This is a genomic window from Amycolatopsis sp. NPDC058340, from assembly GCF_042723975.1.
In the GTDB taxonomy this organism is placed as follows: domain Bacteria; phylum Actinomycetota; class Actinomycetes; order Mycobacteriales; family Pseudonocardiaceae; genus Amycolatopsis.
This window is the reverse complement of record NZ_JBHXIB010000067.1, coordinates 15,940-34,369: the sequence shown is the minus strand read 5'-3', so window position 1 is coordinate 34,369 and position 18,430 is coordinate 15,940. Positions and strand designations below refer to the sequence as shown.

16 protein-coding genes are annotated in these 18,430 nt (G+C 69.2%); 12 read left to right on the top strand and 4 right to left on the bottom strand.

All coding sequences use genetic code 11. The features are described from left to right. Positions 1-232: 232 nt before the first annotated feature. The 5 genes from ACFWIW_RS38535 to ACFWIW_RS38515 all read left to right on the top strand — a co-directional run bounded on the left by ACFWIW_RS38535 (position 233) and on the right by ACFWIW_RS38515 (position 6,139). Positions 233-1,975, top strand: coding sequence for a dipeptide ABC transporter ATP-binding protein (locus ACFWIW_RS38535; RefSeq protein WP_378373011.1), 1,743 nt, complete (start codon positions 233-235; stop codon positions 1,973-1,975). Further along, positions 1,972-3,552 (top strand): ABC transporter substrate-binding protein, encoded by a 1,581-nt coding sequence (locus tag ACFWIW_RS38530; RefSeq protein WP_378373010.1) that lies wholly within the window; start codon positions 1,972-1,974, stop codon positions 3,550-3,552. Before ACFWIW_RS38535 ends, ACFWIW_RS38530 begins: the two co-directional genes overlap by 4 nt. Beyond that, positions 3,549-4,493 (top strand): ABC transporter permease, encoded by a 945-nt coding sequence (locus tag ACFWIW_RS38525; protein WP_219152478.1) that lies wholly within the window; start codon positions 3,549-3,551, stop codon positions 4,491-4,493. The genes ACFWIW_RS38530 and ACFWIW_RS38525 overlap by 4 nt, the downstream gene beginning before the upstream one ends. Next, positions 4,490-5,410, top strand: a complete 921-nt coding sequence (locus ACFWIW_RS38520; protein WP_378373009.1) for an ABC transporter permease — start codon at positions 4,490-4,492, stop codon at positions 5,408-5,410. The genes ACFWIW_RS38525 and ACFWIW_RS38520 overlap by 4 nt, the downstream gene beginning before the upstream one ends. Positions 5,411-5,485: 75 nt before the next feature. Continuing rightward, a complete protein-coding gene (locus ACFWIW_RS38515; protein ID WP_378373008.1) occupies positions 5,486-6,139 on the top strand; it encodes an alpha/beta fold hydrolase in 654 nt (217 codons plus the stop codon). Between the two features lie 55 nt (positions 6,140-6,194). On the opposite strand, the gene ACFWIW_RS38510 is transcribed toward ACFWIW_RS38515, so the two are convergent. Next, entirely contained in the window at positions 6,195-7,136 is a 942-nt protein-coding gene (locus tag ACFWIW_RS38510) for an aldo/keto reductase (RefSeq protein WP_378373007.1), read from the bottom strand. Positions 7,137-7,205: 69 nt separating this feature from the next. Here ACFWIW_RS38510 and ACFWIW_RS38505 point away from each other — a divergent pair, with 69 nt between their 5' ends. Then, positions 7,206-7,922 carry an SDR family NAD(P)-dependent oxidoreductase gene (locus tag ACFWIW_RS38505; protein WP_378373020.1) on the top strand — a complete coding sequence of 239 codons (717 nt, stop codon included), beginning with the start codon at positions 7,206-7,208 and terminating at the stop codon, positions 7,920-7,922. Here ACFWIW_RS38505 and ACFWIW_RS38500 read toward each other — a convergent pair. Continuing rightward, positions 7,839-9,218 (bottom strand): amidohydrolase, encoded by a 1,380-nt coding sequence (locus ACFWIW_RS38500; protein ID WP_378373006.1) that lies wholly within the window; start codon positions 9,216-9,218, stop codon positions 7,839-7,841. The genes ACFWIW_RS38505 and ACFWIW_RS38500 overlap by 84 nt on opposite strands. 50 nt (positions 9,219-9,268) lie before the next feature. Here ACFWIW_RS38500 and ACFWIW_RS38495 point away from each other — a divergent pair, with 50 nt between their 5' ends. Genes ACFWIW_RS38495 through ACFWIW_RS38485 form a run of 3 tightly spaced genes read left to right on the top strand, consistent with a single transcriptional unit; the run spans position 9,269 to position 12,260 of the window. Then, positions 9,269-10,372 carry a zinc-binding dehydrogenase gene (locus tag ACFWIW_RS38495; RefSeq protein WP_378373005.1) on the top strand — a complete coding sequence of 368 codons (1,104 nt, stop codon included), beginning with the start codon at positions 9,269-9,271 and terminating at the stop codon, positions 10,370-10,372. A gap of 8 nt (positions 10,373-10,380) precedes the next feature. Continuing rightward, positions 10,381-11,340, top strand: coding sequence for an aldo/keto reductase (locus ACFWIW_RS38490; protein ID WP_378373004.1), 960 nt, complete (start codon positions 10,381-10,383; stop codon positions 11,338-11,340). Next, positions 11,337-12,260, top strand: a complete 924-nt coding sequence (locus tag ACFWIW_RS38485) for an alpha/beta hydrolase (protein ID WP_378373003.1) — start codon at positions 11,337-11,339, stop codon at positions 12,258-12,260. The genes ACFWIW_RS38490 and ACFWIW_RS38485 overlap by 4 nt, the downstream gene beginning before the upstream one ends. Here the strand turns inward: ACFWIW_RS38485 and ACFWIW_RS38480 are convergent. Further along, the gene (locus ACFWIW_RS38480) at positions 12,244-13,689 is read right to left on the bottom strand and encodes a GMC family oxidoreductase (RefSeq protein ID WP_378373002.1); all 1,446 of its coding nucleotides are present in this window, start codon (positions 13,687-13,689) and stop codon (positions 12,244-12,246) included. The genes ACFWIW_RS38485 and ACFWIW_RS38480 overlap by 17 nt on opposite strands. A 138-nt stretch (positions 13,690-13,827) precedes the next feature. Between ACFWIW_RS38480 and ACFWIW_RS38475 the strand changes: the two genes are divergently transcribed. Next, the gene (locus ACFWIW_RS38475; RefSeq protein ID WP_378373001.1) at positions 13,828-15,261 is read left to right on the top strand and encodes an aldehyde dehydrogenase family protein; all 1,434 of its coding nucleotides are present in this window, start codon (positions 13,828-13,830) and stop codon (positions 15,259-15,261) included. After that, a complete protein-coding gene (locus ACFWIW_RS38470; RefSeq protein ID WP_240598958.1) occupies positions 15,258-15,929 on the top strand; it encodes a GntR family transcriptional regulator in 672 nt (223 codons plus the stop codon). Before ACFWIW_RS38475 ends, ACFWIW_RS38470 begins: the two co-directional genes overlap by 4 nt. A 15-nt stretch (positions 15,930-15,944) precedes the next feature. On the opposite strand, the gene ACFWIW_RS38465 is transcribed toward ACFWIW_RS38470, so the two are convergent. Further along, positions 15,945-16,838: a hypothetical protein gene (locus ACFWIW_RS38465; protein ID WP_378373000.1), complete on the bottom strand. Its 894-nt coding sequence runs from the start codon at positions 16,836-16,838 to the stop codon at positions 15,945-15,947. Positions 16,839-17,022: 184 nt separating this feature from the next. Here ACFWIW_RS38465 and ACFWIW_RS38460 point away from each other — a divergent pair, with 184 nt between their 5' ends. After that, a complete protein-coding gene (locus ACFWIW_RS38460) occupies positions 17,023-18,411 on the top strand; it encodes an alpha/beta fold hydrolase (RefSeq protein WP_378372999.1) in 1,389 nt (462 codons plus the stop codon). Positions 18,412-18,430 lie beyond the last annotated feature (19 nt).

The following is an 18,430-nucleotide window of genomic DNA, read 5'->3' as shown; positions in this document are numbered from 1 at the left end:
GCGCCCTCCTTAGCTCGTTTCCGCCGAGAGTCTACATGTGTAGACAAAAGAATCCAGTGCTAGTTTTCGCCTACTGCCAGGGAAAACCCGTCGGATATCAACTTCCTACATTCGTAGAATATACCCATTGACAGCGCACTCCCCCAGTGTCAACATGCGTAGAACCACCCCCGCCGGAGGTCCGTTCCCCGGCAGTGCGGTCCGCTCCGGGCGGGCTCGGGAAAGGGGATTCATGACCCTGCTCGAATTACGAGAACTCACCGTCGGTGTGATCGCCGACGAAACCGAACGCGAACTGGTCCGCGAACTCTCGTTCGACCTCGACCAAGGCCGGACACTCTGCGTGGTCGGCGAATCCGGCAGCGGTAAAACGGTGACGGCCTTGTCGATCATCCGGTTGCTGGAATTCGTCGCGCCGGTGTTCACCCGCGGCGAGATCACTGTCGACGGCGTCGATCTCACGCGGCTTTCCGCCGACGAGATGCGCGCGTACCGCGGCCCGCGGATCGGCATGATCTTCCAGGAGGCGCTGGATTCGCTCAACCCGGGTCAACGGGTCGGCAAGCAGCTGATCGAGGCGTACCGGAAGCCCGGTTCCCTGCCACGGCAAGCCGCGCGCAAGGGAACGCCGTTGCACCGCGAGGCCGAAGCGAAGGCCCGAGGCCTGTTGACCGAAGTCGGCCTCACCGACACCGATCGCGTGCTTTCCCTGTACCCGCACCAGATGTCGGGCGGGATGCAGCAGCGCGTGATGATCGCGCTCGCCCTGATGGCCGATCCGGGCCTGCTGATCGCCGACGAGCCGACCACGGCACTGGACGTGACCACACAGGCGGAGATCCTCACCCTGTTCGACCGCGTCCGCCGCGACCACGGCACCGCGTGCGTCTTCATCACGCACGACATGGGCGTGGCCGCGCAGGTGGCGGACCGGATCGCGGTCATGTACCGCGGCGAACTGGTCGAGCTCGGGTCCACAGAGGACATCCTGCACTCGCCGAAGCACCCCTACACCAAGGCGTTGCTCGACTGCGTCCCGCGGCTCGGGGTGAGCAGACGCGACGGATTCCCCACCATCTCCGAAGCACTGCTCGAAGCCGCGATGAACGGCGAATCCGCGGTCGCGACCGAGACCAGGTCCTTGAGCCGCCCAGAAACCCGGGAGACGAGCGAGGGCACCGCGCTCGTCATCGACTCCGTGTCCAAAGTGTACGGACGACGCGGCCGGTTCTCGCTGAGCCGCGAGCCCGAGGTGCACGCGGTCAAGGACGTCTCACTGGAGATCGCGCCGGGTGAGTTCTTCGGCCTGGTCGGGGAATCCGGTTCGGGCAAGACCACGCTCGGCCGTCTGGTGAGCGCACTGGAAACCCCCACCGAGGGCACCATCTCCTTCGGCGAGCACCGGTGCACGCCGTCCGGGCTCGATGGCGACGAGCGCGCGTTCCGCCGCCGTGCGCAACTCATCTTCCAGGACCCGCAGAGCTCGCTCGATCCCCGGCACACCGCCGCCAGGATCATCGCCGAGCCGTTGCGGGAGCTCACCGGACTCCGCGGCGCGGAACTCGACCGCCGTGTCACCGAACTGATCGACGAGGTCGGACTTCCCTCCGACACCGCGAAGAAGCTGCCCTCGCAACTGTCCGGCGGACAGCGGCAGCGCGTCTCGATCGCCCGCGCGATCGCGGCCGAACCCGACCTCATCGTCGCCGACGAGCCGACCTCCGCGCTCGACGTCTCGGTGCAGGGCCAGGTGATGAACCTGCTGCTCGACCTGCGGCGCACCCGCGCGCTCAGCTTCCTGTTCATCACGCACAACCTCAGCCTGGTGCTGTCGGTCGCCGACCGGGTCGGCGTCATGTACCGGGGCGAACTGATCGAGATCGGCGGACCGGACGAGATCCGGCTCCGCGCCCGGCACGACTACACCCGCCGTCTGCTCGCGGCGAATCCCGAAATCGGAGTGCGGAACCCATGAGACGAACCCTGACCTCGGCCGCCCTCGGCTTGGCGACCGTCCTGCTGATCGGCTCGTGCATGGGAGGGCAGGCAGCCGGTGGCGCCGCCGACGGTCCGCCGAAGCCCGGCGGCAACCTGAACGTCGCCGTGCCGACCGACCCGCAGTCCCTCGACATGGTCGCGAACCCCGGCCAGGTCACCGCGCATATCGGCAACATGATGTACGAAAAGCTGTTCGAGGTGGACCGCGGTTTCACCGCCCGGCCCATGCTGGTCGAGGACTACACCACCAGTCCGGACAGGCTCACCTACACCTTCAAGCTGCGCCAGGGCGTCACCTTCCACGACGGCAATCCGCTCACGTCCGAGGACGTCGTGGCGAGCCTGAAGCGGTGGCAGCAGGTGCACCGCACCGGTCAGCTGGTCACGCCGGACATCGAGGCGATCACGCCGACCGACCCGGCGACGGTGACCATCAAGCTCAAGAAGCCGCGCTACCCGCTCATCAACGAACTCGCCGGCGCGGGCACGGAGATCTACGAGGCGAGGAACCTCGCCGGTGTCGCGCCGACCGGTTTCGGCCAGGAGAAGGCGATCGGGACCGGGCCGTACAAGCTGAAGAGCTGGGACATCGGCCGCGAACTGGTGCTTGAGCGCTACACCGGCTACAAGTCAAGGTCCGAAGAGGACTGGGGCGGGCAGGCGGGCGCCAAGCACGCCTACCTCGACACCGTGACCTACAAGGTGGTCTCCGACCAGGACGCGCTGATCAACGGCCTCCAGACCGGCCAGTGGGACCACATCATGCCCACGAACGACCAGTACGAGCCGCTGCGAAACAACCCGGCCGTGGTCGTGCACAACCTGCCCGGCGGCAACGACAACGTGGTGATCCCGAACTTCAACACCGGCTCGAAATTCGCCGACCCCCGTGCCCGCGAAGCGCTGAACCTGCTGCTGGACAAGCCCGCCATCAACGCGGCAACCGGCGGCAGCAAGGACCTCACCCTCGAAACCGGCGCCTTCGCCTCGCCCGACAACAAGCAGTTCTATTCCACCGCGGGCGAAGAGGTCTACAAGGCGCACGACCCGGAGAAGGCCAAGCAACTGCTGGCCGCGGCCGGGATCACCGCCGGGGCGACGATCCGCATCGTCACCACGAACTCGTACCCGGAGTTCGGCAAGTGGGCCGTGCTGATCCAGGACAGCCTCTCGAAGATCGGCATCAACACCAAGATCGACACCTTCGACTTCGCGACCATGCTCGGCACACTGACCAAGGAACCGGGCGGCTGGGACATCACCACGCTGTTCTTCGACTCGGCGCTCACCTCGCCCGCGCAGATGCCCGCGCTCACCCTGGGCACGCTGAACGGTTCGACCTCGCCCGAGCTGGACGGCCTCATGGCCGAGTTCAACGCCTCGACGACGCCTGAGCAGGCGAAGGCGGTGGTGGACAAGCTCCAGGCGTTCACCTGGAAGCAGCTTTCGGTGATCACGCTGAGCCAGTCCAAGCTGTATGCGGCCTACTCCCCCAAGCTCAAGGGCTACGGCGACTTCTACCGCGTCTTCTGGAACACCTGGCTGGCGTCATGACCGGTCTGCTGCTGCGGAGGCTGCGCGACCTGGTGATCATCTTGGTGATCGTCGGGACGATGATGTTCTTCGTCATCCGCCTGATCCCCGGCGACCCGGCGCAGGCGATCCTCGGCCCGACCGCGCGACCGTCCGATGTGGACGCCCTGCGGGAGAGCATGGGGCTGAACGGGACGCTCTGGGAGCAGTACTTCAGCTGGGCCGGAAACGTGCTGCGAGGCGACTTCGGTACGTCGATCACCTATCACGCGCCGGTGCTCGGCGTGGTCGCCGACCACATCCTGCCGACGCTGACCCTCGCCGTGCTCTCGACGGTGATCAGCTTCTTCCTCTCGGTCGCGATCACCTCATGGCAGGCGGTGTCGCCGCGCAATCCGGTGGCACGGGCGCTGGACCGGCTCTCTGCGCTCGGCATGGCGATGCCGGACTTCTGGATCTCCCTGATGCTCGTGCTGGTGTTCTCGGTGACGCTGCGCTGGTTCCCCTCCAGCGGCTACGAGAACCTGTTCACCGATCCGGCGACGGCGGTACCCGCGCTGGTGCTCCCGCTGACCGTGCTGGTCATCGGGCAGACCGCGTTGTTCGTGCTCACCCTGCGGGAAAGCCTGCTCGGTGAGCTGCCGCTGGCATACCTGCGCACCGCGCGGGTCAAGGGGCTGTCGGAGCGGCAGGTCATGACCAAGCACGTCCTGCCGAACGCGCTGATGCCGCTGATCACCCAGCTGGGCAGCAACTTCGCCATGCTGGTCGGCGGGATCGTGATCATCGAGTCCATCTTCGTCGTGCCGGGGCTCGGCCATCTGCTGATGGGCGCGGTGTCCACCCGCGACTTCCCGCTGATCCAGGGTGTGACACTGTTCGTCGCGGTGCTGTTCGTGCTGGTCAACCTGCTGGTGGACCTGTCGTACGCGCTGCTCGACCCGAAGGTGCGTGTCTCGTGAGCGTGGCTCTCGTGGAAAAGACGTCGCCGGTGCGCGAGAAGCCCTCGTCCGGCCGGGCGGCCCGGGTGTTCCGGCGCAACCGGATGCTGGTGATCACGACGGCGATACTGGCGGTGATCGTCCTGGCCGTGATCGTGCTGCCGTTCTTCCTGCCGAGCGTCAGCGCGACCGACCCGGTCAACCGGCTGCTGCCGCCATCGGCCGCGCATCCGCTCGGCACCGATTCGTTCGGCCGGGACGTGCTCGCCCGGCTCGTGTCCGGCGGCCGTGCGTCGCTCGGGCTTTCCGCCCTGATCACCCTGTGCGCCGCCTTCACCGGACTGGTGATCGGGCTGATCAGCGGCTTCTTCCGCGCGGCCGACGCGGTGCTGATGCGGGTGATGGACGCCTGGATGTCGTTCCCGGCGATCATCCTCGCGATGGCGCTGGCGATCTCGCTCGGCGCGAGCATCTGGACCGAGCTCATCGCGCTGACGGTGATCTTCACCCCCTTCACCGCCCGCGTCATCCGCAGCCGCGTGCTCGGCATCGCCGGCCGCGCCTACATCGGCGCCGCCCGCGTCTCGGGGATGAGCCGGTGGAAGATCCTCGTCGTGCACGTGTTCCCGAACGTGCTGCCGCTCGCGCTGGTGCAGGTGGTGATTCTGTCCGCGGCGGCGATGCTGGTGGACGGGGCGATGAGCTTCCTCGGTCTCGGTATCGCTCCCCCGACCCCGACCTGGGGCAACATGATCGCCGAAGGCCGGTCGTACCTGGTCCAGGCGCCCTGGCTGGTGATCGCTCCCGGCGTGACGATCATGGTGTGCGTCTTCCTGCTGAACCTCATCGGATCGTCGCTGCGGATCGCCGTCGACGCCCGCGCGCGGACGCTGAGCGAAATGCAGCGCCTGCGCACCCGCCGCCCCTCCGGCAGCTGAGAAAGGATCCCGTTGTCCGCCACTACTTCCCTGGCCGTGCGCCGGTTCGCTCCCGAAACCGTCTCAGGCCCGCCTGTGCTGTTGGTGCATGGCTTCGCCTCCGACGGGCACACCGACTGGATCACCACCGGCTGGCCGTCCGCGCTCACCGCCGCGGGGCGGGAGGTGTTGATACCGGACCTTCCCGCGCACGGCTCCAGCCCGGCCCCCTCGGGTTCGCTCGGTGCCGCCGCGATCACCGGGGAACTGACCCGGCTGGTCCGTGATCTGTCCGAAGTGGACGTTGTCGGGTATTCGCTGGGCGCCCGGCTGGCTTGGGACCTGCCCGCGCGCGCACCGGTCCGGCGGCTCGTCCTCGCGGGGGTGAGCCCGTTCGAACCGTTCGGCGCCGTCGATGTGGCGGCGGCGCTGGCCTTCGCCGGCGGCGGGAAGGCTCCGTCGGATCCGCTGACCGGGATGATCGCGCGGATGATCACCGCGCCGGGGCGGAATCCCGCCGCGCTCGCCCGGTGCATCGAGGATCTCCGCACCGAACCTTTCGCGCCGGTTGCCGGGGCCGTTTCGGTTCCTACGCGGTTCGTGGCGGGGGTCGAGGATCCGGTGAGCCAGGGCATCGAGACGTTGGTGGAGCTGGTGCCCGGCGCTGATCTCGTGCGGGTTCCCGGGGATCACGGCGGGGCTTTGCGGAGCGCTGAGTTCAAGGCGGCCGTCCTCGATTTCCTCCAGTAGGCCTCGTGAGTGGTAAGGACGGTTCTAACCGTCCTTACCACTCACGAGCCCAAGATCAGAAGGTTCCGTCCGCGGCCACGCCCCGGTCCAGCCACAGCTCCGCAAGAGCCGCCCGCACCTCCGCACCCCGAGAAGCCGCCAGAGCGACAGCGCCCAGATTGTCCTCCAGCTGCGCGAGACGGCTCACCCCGAACAGCACGTTCGCCACCGGCTCGTACGCCAGACAGAACGCGAGAGCCAGCTGCGAAGAACTCACCCCGAAGTCCCCGGCCACGGCGGCGACGCGCGAAGCGGCGTCACGGATGGAGTCCCGGATGCCGCCCGGATCCGCGCCGATCTTCCGCGAAGGGGTCTTGCCGAGCAACACACCACCCTCGAACACGTCCGACGCCTGCAAGGTCAGCCGCCCCGCCTCGAAATGCCTGCCGTAGAAGGAACCTTCGGCCATCGAACGGCGTGCGACGCTGTACTTCAGCTGGGCGAACCGAGGAGCCGGAAGTCCTTCGCGCGCGGCGAATTCCAGCGCGAGGTCGAGGTCCGGGGCACGCCAGTTGTTCACGCCCCAGACGTCGAAACGGCCGAGGCGGATCTGTTCGGCCACCTCGGTGACGATACGAGGGATGTCCGGCCGCTCGAAGTAGTCGCCGACCACCACGGCTTCCGCGCGGTCGACGCCGACGCGGTCGAACGAGGTGCCGAGCTGCTCGGCGAAACCGGTGTTCGGGTAGTCCCAGAGCCAGAGTTTTCCGCACAGCTGGTACTCGTCACGTTGGATCCCGGCGGCGCGGACGGCCTCGCCGAAGAGAAGATCCGTGCGCGATTGTTCGGCGTGCGGACCCATGTCGTAGTGGGCCACGTCGAACAGCGTGATCCCCGAGTCGACGGCGTGCCGGACCAGGCGCACCGCGTCGCCGAAATCCATGCGGTCCCACGTGTTCCAGGATCCCAGGCTCAGCACCGAAGTGGCGAAGCCCAGCCCGTCCTGCTTCTCATCCACGAGTTTTCCTTTCGACGGCAACGGAAACAAGTTTTAGTCTACGATCGTAGAATGAACAAGAGACTCGTAGTGGTGACCGGCGGTGCCAGTGGCATCGGCCGCGGTGTCGCCGAAGCCTTCCAGTCCGCGGGCGACCGTGTGGTCATCGCCGACGTCGACATCCGGGCGGCGCACGACCTCGCCACCGGACTCGGCGCGGAGCACGTCGAACTCGACATCTCCGACCCCGGCTCGGTCGACGCGGCATTGGCGCTCGTCACCGATCGCTTCGGCCCGGTCGAGGTCCTGGTCAACAACGCCGGTCTCGCCGGCGGCGGCGGACCTTTGGTGGGACTGGACATCGGGGTCTTCGATCTGTGCATGCGGGTGAACTTCCGCGGCACCTTCCTGATGACCCGCGCGGTCGGCGCGCATATGGTCGAGGCGGGCACCCGCGGCGCCATCGTGAACATCACCTCCATCGGCGCCCGCCAGCCGACCCCGGGGCTCGGTCACTACGAGGCCACCAAGGCCGCCGTCGAGGCGCTCACCCGCTCGGCCGCGCTCGAGCTGGCGCCGCACGGCATCCGAGTCAACGCCGTCGCCCCCGGCCCGGTGCTCACCCCGATGACCGCCGGTTTCGCTTTCGACACCGCCGCCCGCGCGGCGTGGGAAGCGAGGATTCCCTTGGGAACCATCGCTTCCGTCGCCGATGTGGTGCCCTCAGTCCTGTTCCTCGCCTCCGCCGACGCCTGCCATCTCACCGGGGTGAGCCTCCAGGTCGACGGCGGGCAACTGCTCACCTGAGTACACGACGCGGCCGCCGGACACGGTGAGCTCCACACCGACGTCCGGCAGGTCCGCGAACGCGAGCCCGAGCGGATTCGCCGCCAGCACGCAGAAGTCCGCGACACGGCCGACGGTCAGCGATCCCTTCCGGTCCGCCGCGCCGTCCTGCTCGGCGGCCGCGACCGTGTAGCAGCGCAGCAGCCGGGCCATCAGGTCAGTGTCCACTTCGGACGCCCCGAGCATCCGGGCGGCCGCCGCGATATGCACCCGCCAATCGGGCGTCACCACCGGCGCGTCGCTGCTCAGGGTCAGCGGGACACCCGACGCCAGCATCTCCGCGAGCGGCCACGCACGAGCGCCGGCCTCGGGACCGAGCGCGTCCGACAGCATTCCCCGCATCGCCACCGCGATCGCGGGCTGCGTGGTCAGGCCGACACCCGCCGAGGCCATCCGCGCCAGCTGATCCGGCGTCACCAGATCCCCGTGCACCAGGTGATCGCCGCGGCGAAGCGACCCGAGCGCGGCTTCGATACTGCGATCCCCCGTGGCGTGCACGGCGACCGTCATCCCCGCGTCATGGGCGAGCCTGATCATCGCGGCCAGATTGCCCGCGCGCCCCGGATCGTCGTCACCGTCGACGAGGAGCACGCCATGCGAACCGTCGGCATAACAGTGCCGTGTCCACGCGGAGCGCATCGGCGGAATACCGTCGGCGAAGATCTTGACGCCGGGCACGGTGAGCCACAACGGATCCGCGGACGGCGACGGGGCCGCCAGCCCTCGCTCGAAATCCGCCAGCGAGCTGGCGCCGTCGAGAAGGCCGAACAGCCGCAGCGCCGTCACCCTCGCACGCAGCAGACCTTCCTCGGCCAGCGCCGCATACTCCTCCAGCACTTCCGCGCCGAAGCAACCCGTCTCGCCGGGCCCCAGACCGGGTTCGGTGTAGCTCGTGATGCCCAATGACGCGCACAGGTCACCCGCACGCAGGATGGCGGCCCGCCGTTCGGCCGCCGTCCGCACGGTTTTCTCTTCTCCCCCGGTGAATCCGGCGCCCCCGATGAGCGTGTCCGGCCAGCGTGCGCCGAGCCAGGTCGCGTGCAGGTGAGAATCGTTGATACCGGGCAGAACGGTTCTCCCCGCGAGGTCGATCACCTCGGTCTCCGGACCGATGTGGTCCAGCGCGACGTCACCGAGGGCGACGATCCGATCGTCGCGCACGGCCATCGCCCGGACGACGGTGCCCGCCGGGTCGAAAGTGAGCACAGGACCGCCGCGAACCACGAGCGAAGCGGGGCGAATACGTTGCGACGGCATGGTTTCCTCCAGGATCTGGACTTTTTCTCCTACGACTGTAGACTAAAAAGATGGTCAACAGAACCGAAGCGGCGGTGCTCTCCGAACACGGCTCCGCGCTCACCTTGCGGGAACTGCCGCTGCCCGAAGAGCCGGAACCGGGCGCCGCGCTGGTCCGGATCACCTGCACCACGTTGTGCGGCACCGACGTGCACCTCTGGTCCGGCCGGATGACCTTCCCCGGCATGCTCCCGATGGTGCTGGGGCATGAAATGGTCGGCGAAGTGGTGGCCGTCGGACCGGACACCACCGACACGCTCGGCCGCGAGATCACCGAGGGCGACCGCATCGGCTGGTCCGAGTCGACCTGCGGAAAGTGTTACGGCTGCGCGATCCTGCGTGAACCGGTCGCCTGCGAGAAGCGCGGATACGGGTTCCTGCAGCGCTCCGACGTCTTCCCGTACGCCACCGGCGGACTCGTGCGGTACTGCTACGTGACTCCCGGCGCGGCCAAACTCCTGCTCCCCGACGACGTCAAGGACACCTGGGCCTCGATGTCGGGCTGTGCGGGCAAAACCGTGTTACGTGCCGTCTCCCGATCCGGCGGGATCCGTCCCGGTGCGACGGTCGTGGTGCAGGGCGCGGGCGCGTTGGGCGTGTTCGCCACCGCGGTCGCGCGGATCTCCGGCGCGGGCGCCGTGATCACCATCGGCGGGCCCGCCGACCGGCTGAAGACCGCCGAGCGTTTCGGGGCGACGGCGACGATCCCGGTCGACGGCACCGTCGACGACCGCATCGAACAGGTCAAGGAACTCACCGATGGCCGGGGCGCCGACCACGTCTTCGACTTCGCGGGCGGGCCGACCATCGGTGAGGAAGCCGTCGCCTTCGCCGCCCAGCGGGGAACGGTCGCGATCGTCGGATCCACCGGTCCCGCGCCCTCCCCCGTGGCACTGGGCACGGTGATGGGCAAGGAACTCACGATCGTCGGTTCGCTCAACGGCGACATCTCCGACTACCACCGCTCGGTGGACTTCTTCCGCACCTTCGCCGATCGGCTGCCCTGGGACGGGCTGTTCAGCGAACCGGTCGGCCTTTCCCAAGCGTCCCAACGCGTCGAGTCGATGTCGCGGCTCGGCGAACTCAAAGCCGTCATCGATCCCCGCCTCCCCTAGGAGAATCCGTGACCGTCATCCCCCAGCGCCGCATCGGCCGCGACGGCCCGCTCACCGGTGTGCTCTCGCTCGGCTCCTGGCACACCTACGACCGGATGGACTTCCGCGAGGCGGTGGACCTCGTCCGCACGGCGGTCGATTCCGGCATCACGCTCTTCGACGTCGGCGTCTACGGTTTCCCCGGCGCCGCACCGGTCTTCACCGACGTGCTGTTCTCGGCGATGGTCCGCGCCGCGGGTCTCCGCCGCGAGGACTACTTGCTTTCGGCCAAGCTCTGGCTGGAGGGCTATCCCGAGCACAACCTCCGCGACCAGCTGGACAACGCGCTGTTCCGCGCGGGGGTCGAGCACGCCGATCTCGTGGTGCTGGGCGATCTCCGGCGCGACGACACCGACCTGCACCGGCTCGTCCTGGACCTGAACGAGCTCCGCGAGGCCGGGCTCATCCGGCAGTGGGGCGTCAACAACTGGTCCGCCACCACGATCCGGGCGCTGCACGATTTCGCCGCGGCCGAGAACGTGCCCGGCCCCGCCATCGCACAGTTGAAGTACAGCGTCGCACGACGGTCCATTCCGGACGGTGAGCCGTTCGGGAAGGTCTTCGGCGAACTCGGGGTCACCCTCCAGTCGTCGGACATCTTCGAGGGTGGTGTCCTGCTGGGCAAGAACAGCGGCGCGCGCCAGGTGGGCCGCGACCCCGGGGCCATCCGCGAGCGGATCGCCGCCTCCGCCCCGGTGCTGGCGAAGATCGCGGCCGAGCTGGACGCGACACCGGCGCAGCTGTGTCTCGCGTTCACCCTCACCCATCCGGCCAACACGACCACGCTGTTCGGCGCGACGAGCACCGAGCAGCTCAAGGACAACCTGGGCGCCGTCGACCTCGTCGAGCGCGTGGGCGCGGAGCATCTTCGCGAACTTGTCGAGCCGTACTGGGCCGACCGGGGCGTCGTCGATCCGGAGGGACCGTGACGGCCTTCGACCCCGAACTCGCCGCGGCCCTCGAAGGTCTGCCGCCCGGACCGCCGCTGGGCGCCGAATCGCTGGCGGAGATCCGGCGGGCGATGGCCGAGGGCAACCTGACCTGCGCCGAGGCGATCGGCGACCGGGATCTCGTCTGGGAGGACCATGAAATCCCCGGTACCGCCGTCGTCGTCACGGTCGTCAAGCCCAGGGAGGCCGAGGACGCGCCGGGGTTCTACAACATCCACGGCGGCGGCATGGTGCTGGACGACCGGTTCGCCGACCTGCCCCGGATGGTCGCGCTGGTCGAGGAGTTCGGCTTCGTCGCGGTGACCGTCGACTACCGGCTCGCGCCGGAGCACCCGCATCCCGCGCCGATCGAAGACTGCTACGCGGGCCTGACGTGGATGGCCGAGCACGCGGCCGAACTCGGCTTCGATCCCGGCAGGCTGATCGTCGGCGGCGGCAGCGCGGGAGGCGGGCTCAGCGCGGGGATCGCCCTGCTGGCCAGGGATCGCGGCGGGCCGGCGCTGGCCGGTCAGCTCCTGCTGTGCCCGATGATCGACAGCCGCAACGACTCGGCGTCCACAGTGGAATTCGCGGAACACGGTGTGTGGGGACGCGAGGCCAACGAGTTCGGCTGGCGATCGCTCCTGAACGGACAGACGTCGCCGTATGCGGTCCCCGCGACCGCGGAAGACCTCGCCGGCCTTCCGCCCGCCTTCATCGAGGTCGGCGCGGCCGAGATCTTCCGTGACGAGGACGTCGACTACGCGCGGCGGCTCTGGCAAGCGGGCGTGCCCACCGAACTGCACGTCTGGGCGGGCGCGTACCACGGCTTCGACCGGATCGCCCCGGACAGCGAGGTGACCCGGGCCACGCTCGCCGCCCGGACCTCCTGGCTGCGCCGCACTATCGGCCGAGCATGAACCGGGCGGCCTGCTCGCCGACCAGCACCGCCGGCGCGTTGGTGTTGCCCGTGGTCACCCGCGGCAGCACCGACGCGTCGGCGATCCGGAGCCCGCTGATCCCGTGCACGGCGAGTTCCGGGCCGACCACGGACTCCGCGTCGGTGCCCATCCGGCAGGTCCCGACCTGGTGGTGGTAGGTGATCGCGGTGCGGCGGACGTACTCGCGGACATCGGCCTCCGGCCCCGGATACAGCTCACGGGCACCCCACTCGTCGGCCAGCGCGGGCGCGCGGCCGATCTCCCGGCACTGCTCGACCGAGGCGACCAGGCTCTCGAAGTCGGCCGGATCCTCCAGCGCGGCGAGATCGATCAGTGGCATGTCGTCCGGGTCCGGTCCCGAAAGCCGCAGACTGCCCCGGCTTCGCGGCGTGACCATGCCCGCCATCAGCGAGAACCCGGTTTCCGGACCGGTCATCCACGATTCGTACATCGGCACGCTGAAGTGGATCGGCTGGGTGTCGGGCACGGCCAGGCCGGGGCGGCTGCGCCAGAACAGATGGGTCTGCGTGACCGAACGGCCGGGCTCGGGTGGATCGACCTGGCGGCGATCGGTCGCGAAGATGACCGGCGAGAGCAGGTGGTCGTGGAGGTTCTTCCCGACGCCCGGCAACTCGGCGACGACGTCGATGCCGTGCACCTCCAGTTCGCCGACCGGGCCGACGCCGCTGCGCAGCAGGATCGCCGGTGACGCCAGCGCGCCCGCGGCGAGCACGACCTCGTCGGCGAAGACCTTGCGCAGCTCGCCGTCGACCTCGGCCAGCACGCCGGTCACCTTGTCGCCCTCGAAGAGCAACCGGTGGACGAGCGCTCCCGTGTGGACGGTCATCCGCCCGGCGACGGGCAGGCCGTAGGCGAGCCACGTGTTGAGGCGTTTGCCGTCGCGGGTGGTGACCCGCTGCACGGAGACTCCGTCGAGCTCGGCGCCGTTGTAGTCCGGGTTGAACGGCAGCCCGATCTGCACCGCGGCGTCCACAATGGACTGCTGGATCGGGTGCAGCGGCTCGTTCGGCACGACGTCGAGCAGATCCTTCTCGATCCGTTCGAACACCGGGCGCACGTCGTCCCAGCGCCAGCCGGGCAGGTCCCAGCCGTCGTAGTCGGCCGGGGCGCCGCGCACCCAGATCATCGCGTTGAGCGAATGCGACCCGCCGAGCACCTTGCCGCGAGGCAGATGCAGCCGCCGGTTCGCCGCGTGCGGCTGCGGCACGGTGTAGTAGTCCCAATCCTCCGGGCCGTGCCACAGCTCTCCGGCCCGCGAAGGGTCGTGAATGGCCGGATTGGTGTCCGGCCCGCCCGCTTCGAGCAGGGTGACCCACGCCCCGGAGTCGGCCAGTCTCCTGGCGACCACCGAACCGGCCGAACCCGCTCCCACCACGATGACGTCCATGTCCCCCACCATCGCAAGGCGCGCGGACGTCCGGCGGATTCGGTTCGCTGGCCGACAATCGGCGTGCCCTGGCGGGCAAGACCGGAGAGCTCACCGCGCCCGATACTCGATCGCACACCGGTCGAGGAGGAGCTAGCCATGGCCACACGCCTGTTCATCGACGGACAGTGGACCGCCGCGGGAGGCGGGTCCCTGCCGACGTACGATCCGGCCACCGGCCAGGTGATCGAGGAGGTCGGCACCGCGTCGGCCGCCGACGTCGACGCCGCCGTCGGTGCCGCACGGAAGGCACTGAACGACCCCGCCTGGACGGGTCTGCTGCCGGTCCAGCGGGCCGCGCTGCTGTTCAAGCTGGCGTCGCTGGTCGACGAGCACCACGAGGAGCTCGCCGCGCTCGAAACCCGCGACCAGGGCCAGCCGATCGGGATCTCCCGCCAGGTCAGCGTCACCGGAGCTGCCGAACACCTGCGGTACTTCGCGGGCTGGGTCACCAAGATCCAGGGCACCACGAACCCGGTGTCCTTCCCGGACACACTGCACTACACCCGCCGCGAACCGGTCGGGGTGAACGCGCTGATCACCCCGTGGAACTTCCCGCTGATGATCCTCGTGTGGAAGCTCGCGCCCGCGCTGGCCACCGCCAACACCGTGGTGATCAAACCCAGCGAGGTCACGCCGCTGACCAGCATCCGGCTGGTGGAGCTCGTGCACGAGGCCGGCTTCCCGCCGGGCGTGGTCAACCTGGTCACCGGCGACGGCGCCGTGGGCGCGCTACTGAGCAGGCACGACGACGTCGACCACCTGTCCTACACCGGGTCGACCGCGGTCGGGAAGCTGATCACCGCGGCGAGCGCGGAATCGAACCTCAAACGGCTCACCCTCGAACTCGGCGGCAAGGCGCCCAGCATCATCTCGGGCGACGCCGACATCGACGCCGCCGTCGCCGGCAACCTCGCGGGCGCGACGCTGAACAGCGGTCAGGTCTGTGCCGCGTACACCCGGTTCTTCGTGGACCGCAAGCGCGAACAGGAGTTCGTCGCGAAACTGGCCGCCGGGCTCGAAGGCCTCAAGCTCGGCCCGGGGCTGGACGAGTCGACGCAGCTCGGGCCGCTCGTGTCCGCGAAGCACCGCGAGCACGTGGACTTCCTCGTCTCCACCGGCAACGAGCAGGGCGCGGAGCTGGTCACCGGCGGCAAGCCCGTGGATCGTGAGGGCTACTTCTACACGCCGACACTGTTCGCCGGGGTCGCCGACGACATGACGATCATGCGCGAGGAGATCTTCGGCCCGGTCCTCGCCGTCACCGCCTACGACGATCCGGACGAGCTGCTGGCGCGGGCGAACGACACCGAGTACGGGCTCGCGGCCACCGTGTGGACTCGCGATCTGGGCGTCGCGCAGCGATTCGCGAACGGTATCCGCGCGGGCGCGGTGTTCGTCAACATGCCGCCGATCCCCGACATGGCCGCGCCGTGGGGCGGGTACAAGGCGTCGGGCTGGGGCCGCGAGATGGGTCCGTGGGCGATCGACGCGTACACCGAGATCAAATCAGTCTGGCTGCACTACTCGTGACCGCGGGCGACGCGGTGAACTCCACCGCGATGAGCAAGTCGCAGATCGCCTATCACTGGATCAAGGCGAGGATCGACGACGGCACCTTCTCCCCCGGCTACCGCCTCGTGTTCGGGCAGATCGCGCAGGAACTCGGGGTCAGCACCGTGCCCGTGCGCGAGGCGGTGCGGCGGCTGGAGGCCGAGGGGCTGGTGACCTACGAGCACAACATCGGCGCGCAGGTCGCGATGGCCGACGAGAGCGACTACCAGCACACCATGCAGACGCTCGCGCTGGTCGAGGGGTACGCCGCCGCGCTGGCGGCGCCGTCCTTGCCCGGCGAGGCACTCGACGAGGCGAAGGGACTCAACGCGGAACTGACCGCCTGCCTTGACAACTTCGAGCCGTCGCGGTTCACCGCGCTGAACCGCGACTTCCACCGGGTCCTGTTCGGCACCTGCCCCAATCCGCAGGTGCTCGACCTGGTCAATCGCGGCTGGAACCGCCTGGCCGGGCTGCGCACTTCGACGTTCAGCTTCGTACCCGGCCGCGCGCACGAATCCGTGCAGGAGCACCAGAAGATCCTCGACCTGTTCGACCGGAACGCGCCCGCCGGGGAGATCGAACTCGCCGTGCGCGAGCACCGGTTGACCACATTGGAGACCTTCCTGGCCTGGCGGCATCCCTGAGCCGGGCCGGGTATGTCACGCCCCCGCCGGAGCCGCCTCCGGTGGTGGGAAAGCGTAGAAGCGCACGGAAAGCTCCTTCGCTCGCGCCGCCGGACGACGACGGCAGTACCGCGTGATCAGCTCGCGGTATTCGGCTTCCAGTTCCCGGAATTCCGCCTCGGTCAGCCGGGTCGAAGTTCGCTGCGCCGTCGCCCACGGCCCGAACTCGTCGCGGTGCTTCGCGGCCCAGGACAGCACGGCGACCTCGTTCGCGTACTTGGCGTCGAGGAACGCGGTGACCCGTTCCCGGTCCGCGCCGTCGTAGTCGTCCGGCTTCGGCTCGCGCAGATCCTGCGGGATCGCGATCCAGTTCCCTTTCCGGCCACGGCGCACGAAACCGGTTTCCTGCAAGGTTTTCAGGCATTCGGCGACTTCATCGCGCGCCAGCCCGGTCCGGCGCGCGACGTCGTGCTCGGCCGCGGGAAGCTCGCGCGTCACCAAGTGATACCGCGGGTCCTCGCGCATCTCGATGTCACGCAGGTCCACCGATCGCTTCGGCAGCGCGTCACCCAGCAGCCGCCGCGCGGCGAAGGCCAGCACCACGGCGACCGGGATCTCGACGAGGACGGCGAGCGCGACACTGGTCCATCGCTCGGGCGACGTCCAGCCCAGCATGACGTCGAACCACGCGTCACAGCACAACATCGCGGCCGTCGCCGACAGCAGCGGCACGGCCGCCCGGCGGCGGCGCGTCCCCAGCCAGGCCCCGGCCGCGAAGCAGAGCAGGAGGGCGATGTCGAATCCGACCCAGGCCGCGCGCCACTGACCGGTGTCGTACCGGTCGGGCAGGGTGTGCGCGAGGTAGACGGTCCAGGGCACGAGCAGGACCGCCGCACCGGCGAGCACCGTCAGGAGTATCCGTCGGATCATGATCACGACGGTAGAAGCGGGCGGCGGCGCGGGCATCCGGGCTTTCCCCTGGTCCCGTCTCAGGGTCGTGGTTTGAGCGGTGTCAGAGCCGTCACGGACGAACCCGCCCGGTGGTGGTCCGCCGACCGGACCAACTTGGGCGAAACCCGAGCGCCGTCCCGTCATCCCTGGTCAGAATCGGTCCATGCGATCGAAGACGCTCGCCCTCGCCGTTATCGTCGCGTTGACCGCGGGGCTCGCCGGACCCGCCACCGCCTCGGCCGCCAGGCCGCGGCTGGAGGACGCGCGGCCTTGCGCGCACGACGCGCGGTTCACCTGTTCGACGTTGACCGTGCCGCTCGACCATCGCGGCCGGACACCGGGCACGCTCAAGCTCCAGGTCGCCACCGCGAACAACGCGAACGCGGCCAAAGGGGTGCTGTTGTTCCTCACCGGCGGGCCGGGGCAGCCCGGGGTCCCGTTCAGCACCGGTCTCTTCGACCGGATGCCGGAGGTGTTCGCCGACCACCGCCTGGTGATGATCGACCAGCGCGGGACCGGCGCGAACGCCCTCGACTGTCCGGATCTGCAGACCCAGGTGGGCAGTTCCGACATCGAACCGCCGACCCGCGAGGCCGTGACCCGGTGTGCCGCGGCACTCGGCGACAAGGCCCGGTTTCATGGCAGCGACGCGACGGTCGCCGATCTCGATCTGCTCCGCCGGGCCCTCGGCGCGCCGAAGATGGTGGTGGACGGGGTCTCCTACGGTTCCTTCACCGCGTCGCGGTACGCCATCGCGCATCCCGGCAACGTCTCGAAACTGGTCCTCGATTCGGTGCTCCCCCACCATGCGACGGCCGATCAGTCGCTGTACCTCCAAGCGCTGAAGGCGACCGCGCGCGTCCTGCGGGACGCCTGCGCCGAGCCGCCCGCGTGCGGCTCGGATCCGGCGGAGGATCTCGCGTGGCTGGTCCGGAACCGGGACACGGCGGCGGGCGTCGCGCTGTTCGACATGATCGTCACCTACGAGTTCGTCGACCCGAGCTATCGGGACCCGTCGGCGCTGGGGGCCGACCTGATCACCGCGCTGCGGACCGCGCGCGGCGGCGACACCACGAAACTCGACTCCCTGCTGCGGAATCTCGCGTCCGGCGGCGACCCGCTCACGTCGTTCAGCGCGGGCCTGCACGCCGCGACACTGTGCGCGGACATGCGTTTCCCTTGGGGTGACGCGGGAACGCCGGCCCCCGCCCGCGAGCCGTCGCTCGACCTGACCGAGAAGCGGTTGAGCACGCGGGACACGTGGCCATTCAGTCCCGCCGTCGCGACGGGGGTCGGGTTCGTCCAGACCTGCCTGCCGTGGCCGGTCGTCCCGCCGACCTCGAACCCGGGCGGGAAGCTGCCGGACGTCCCGGTGCTGCTGCTCAACGGCGACCGCGACCTGTCGACGCCGATGGAGTGGGCGTACGCGGAGGCGAAAGCGGCGCCACGGGGCAAGGTCGTGATCGTCGAAGGAGCGGCCCATTCCATCCAGAACCGGGAGCCGGGGGTGGCCGGGCGGAAGGCGGTGGCGGAATTCCTCGCCGCGACTTGAGTCTCCACCCACTGGAGAC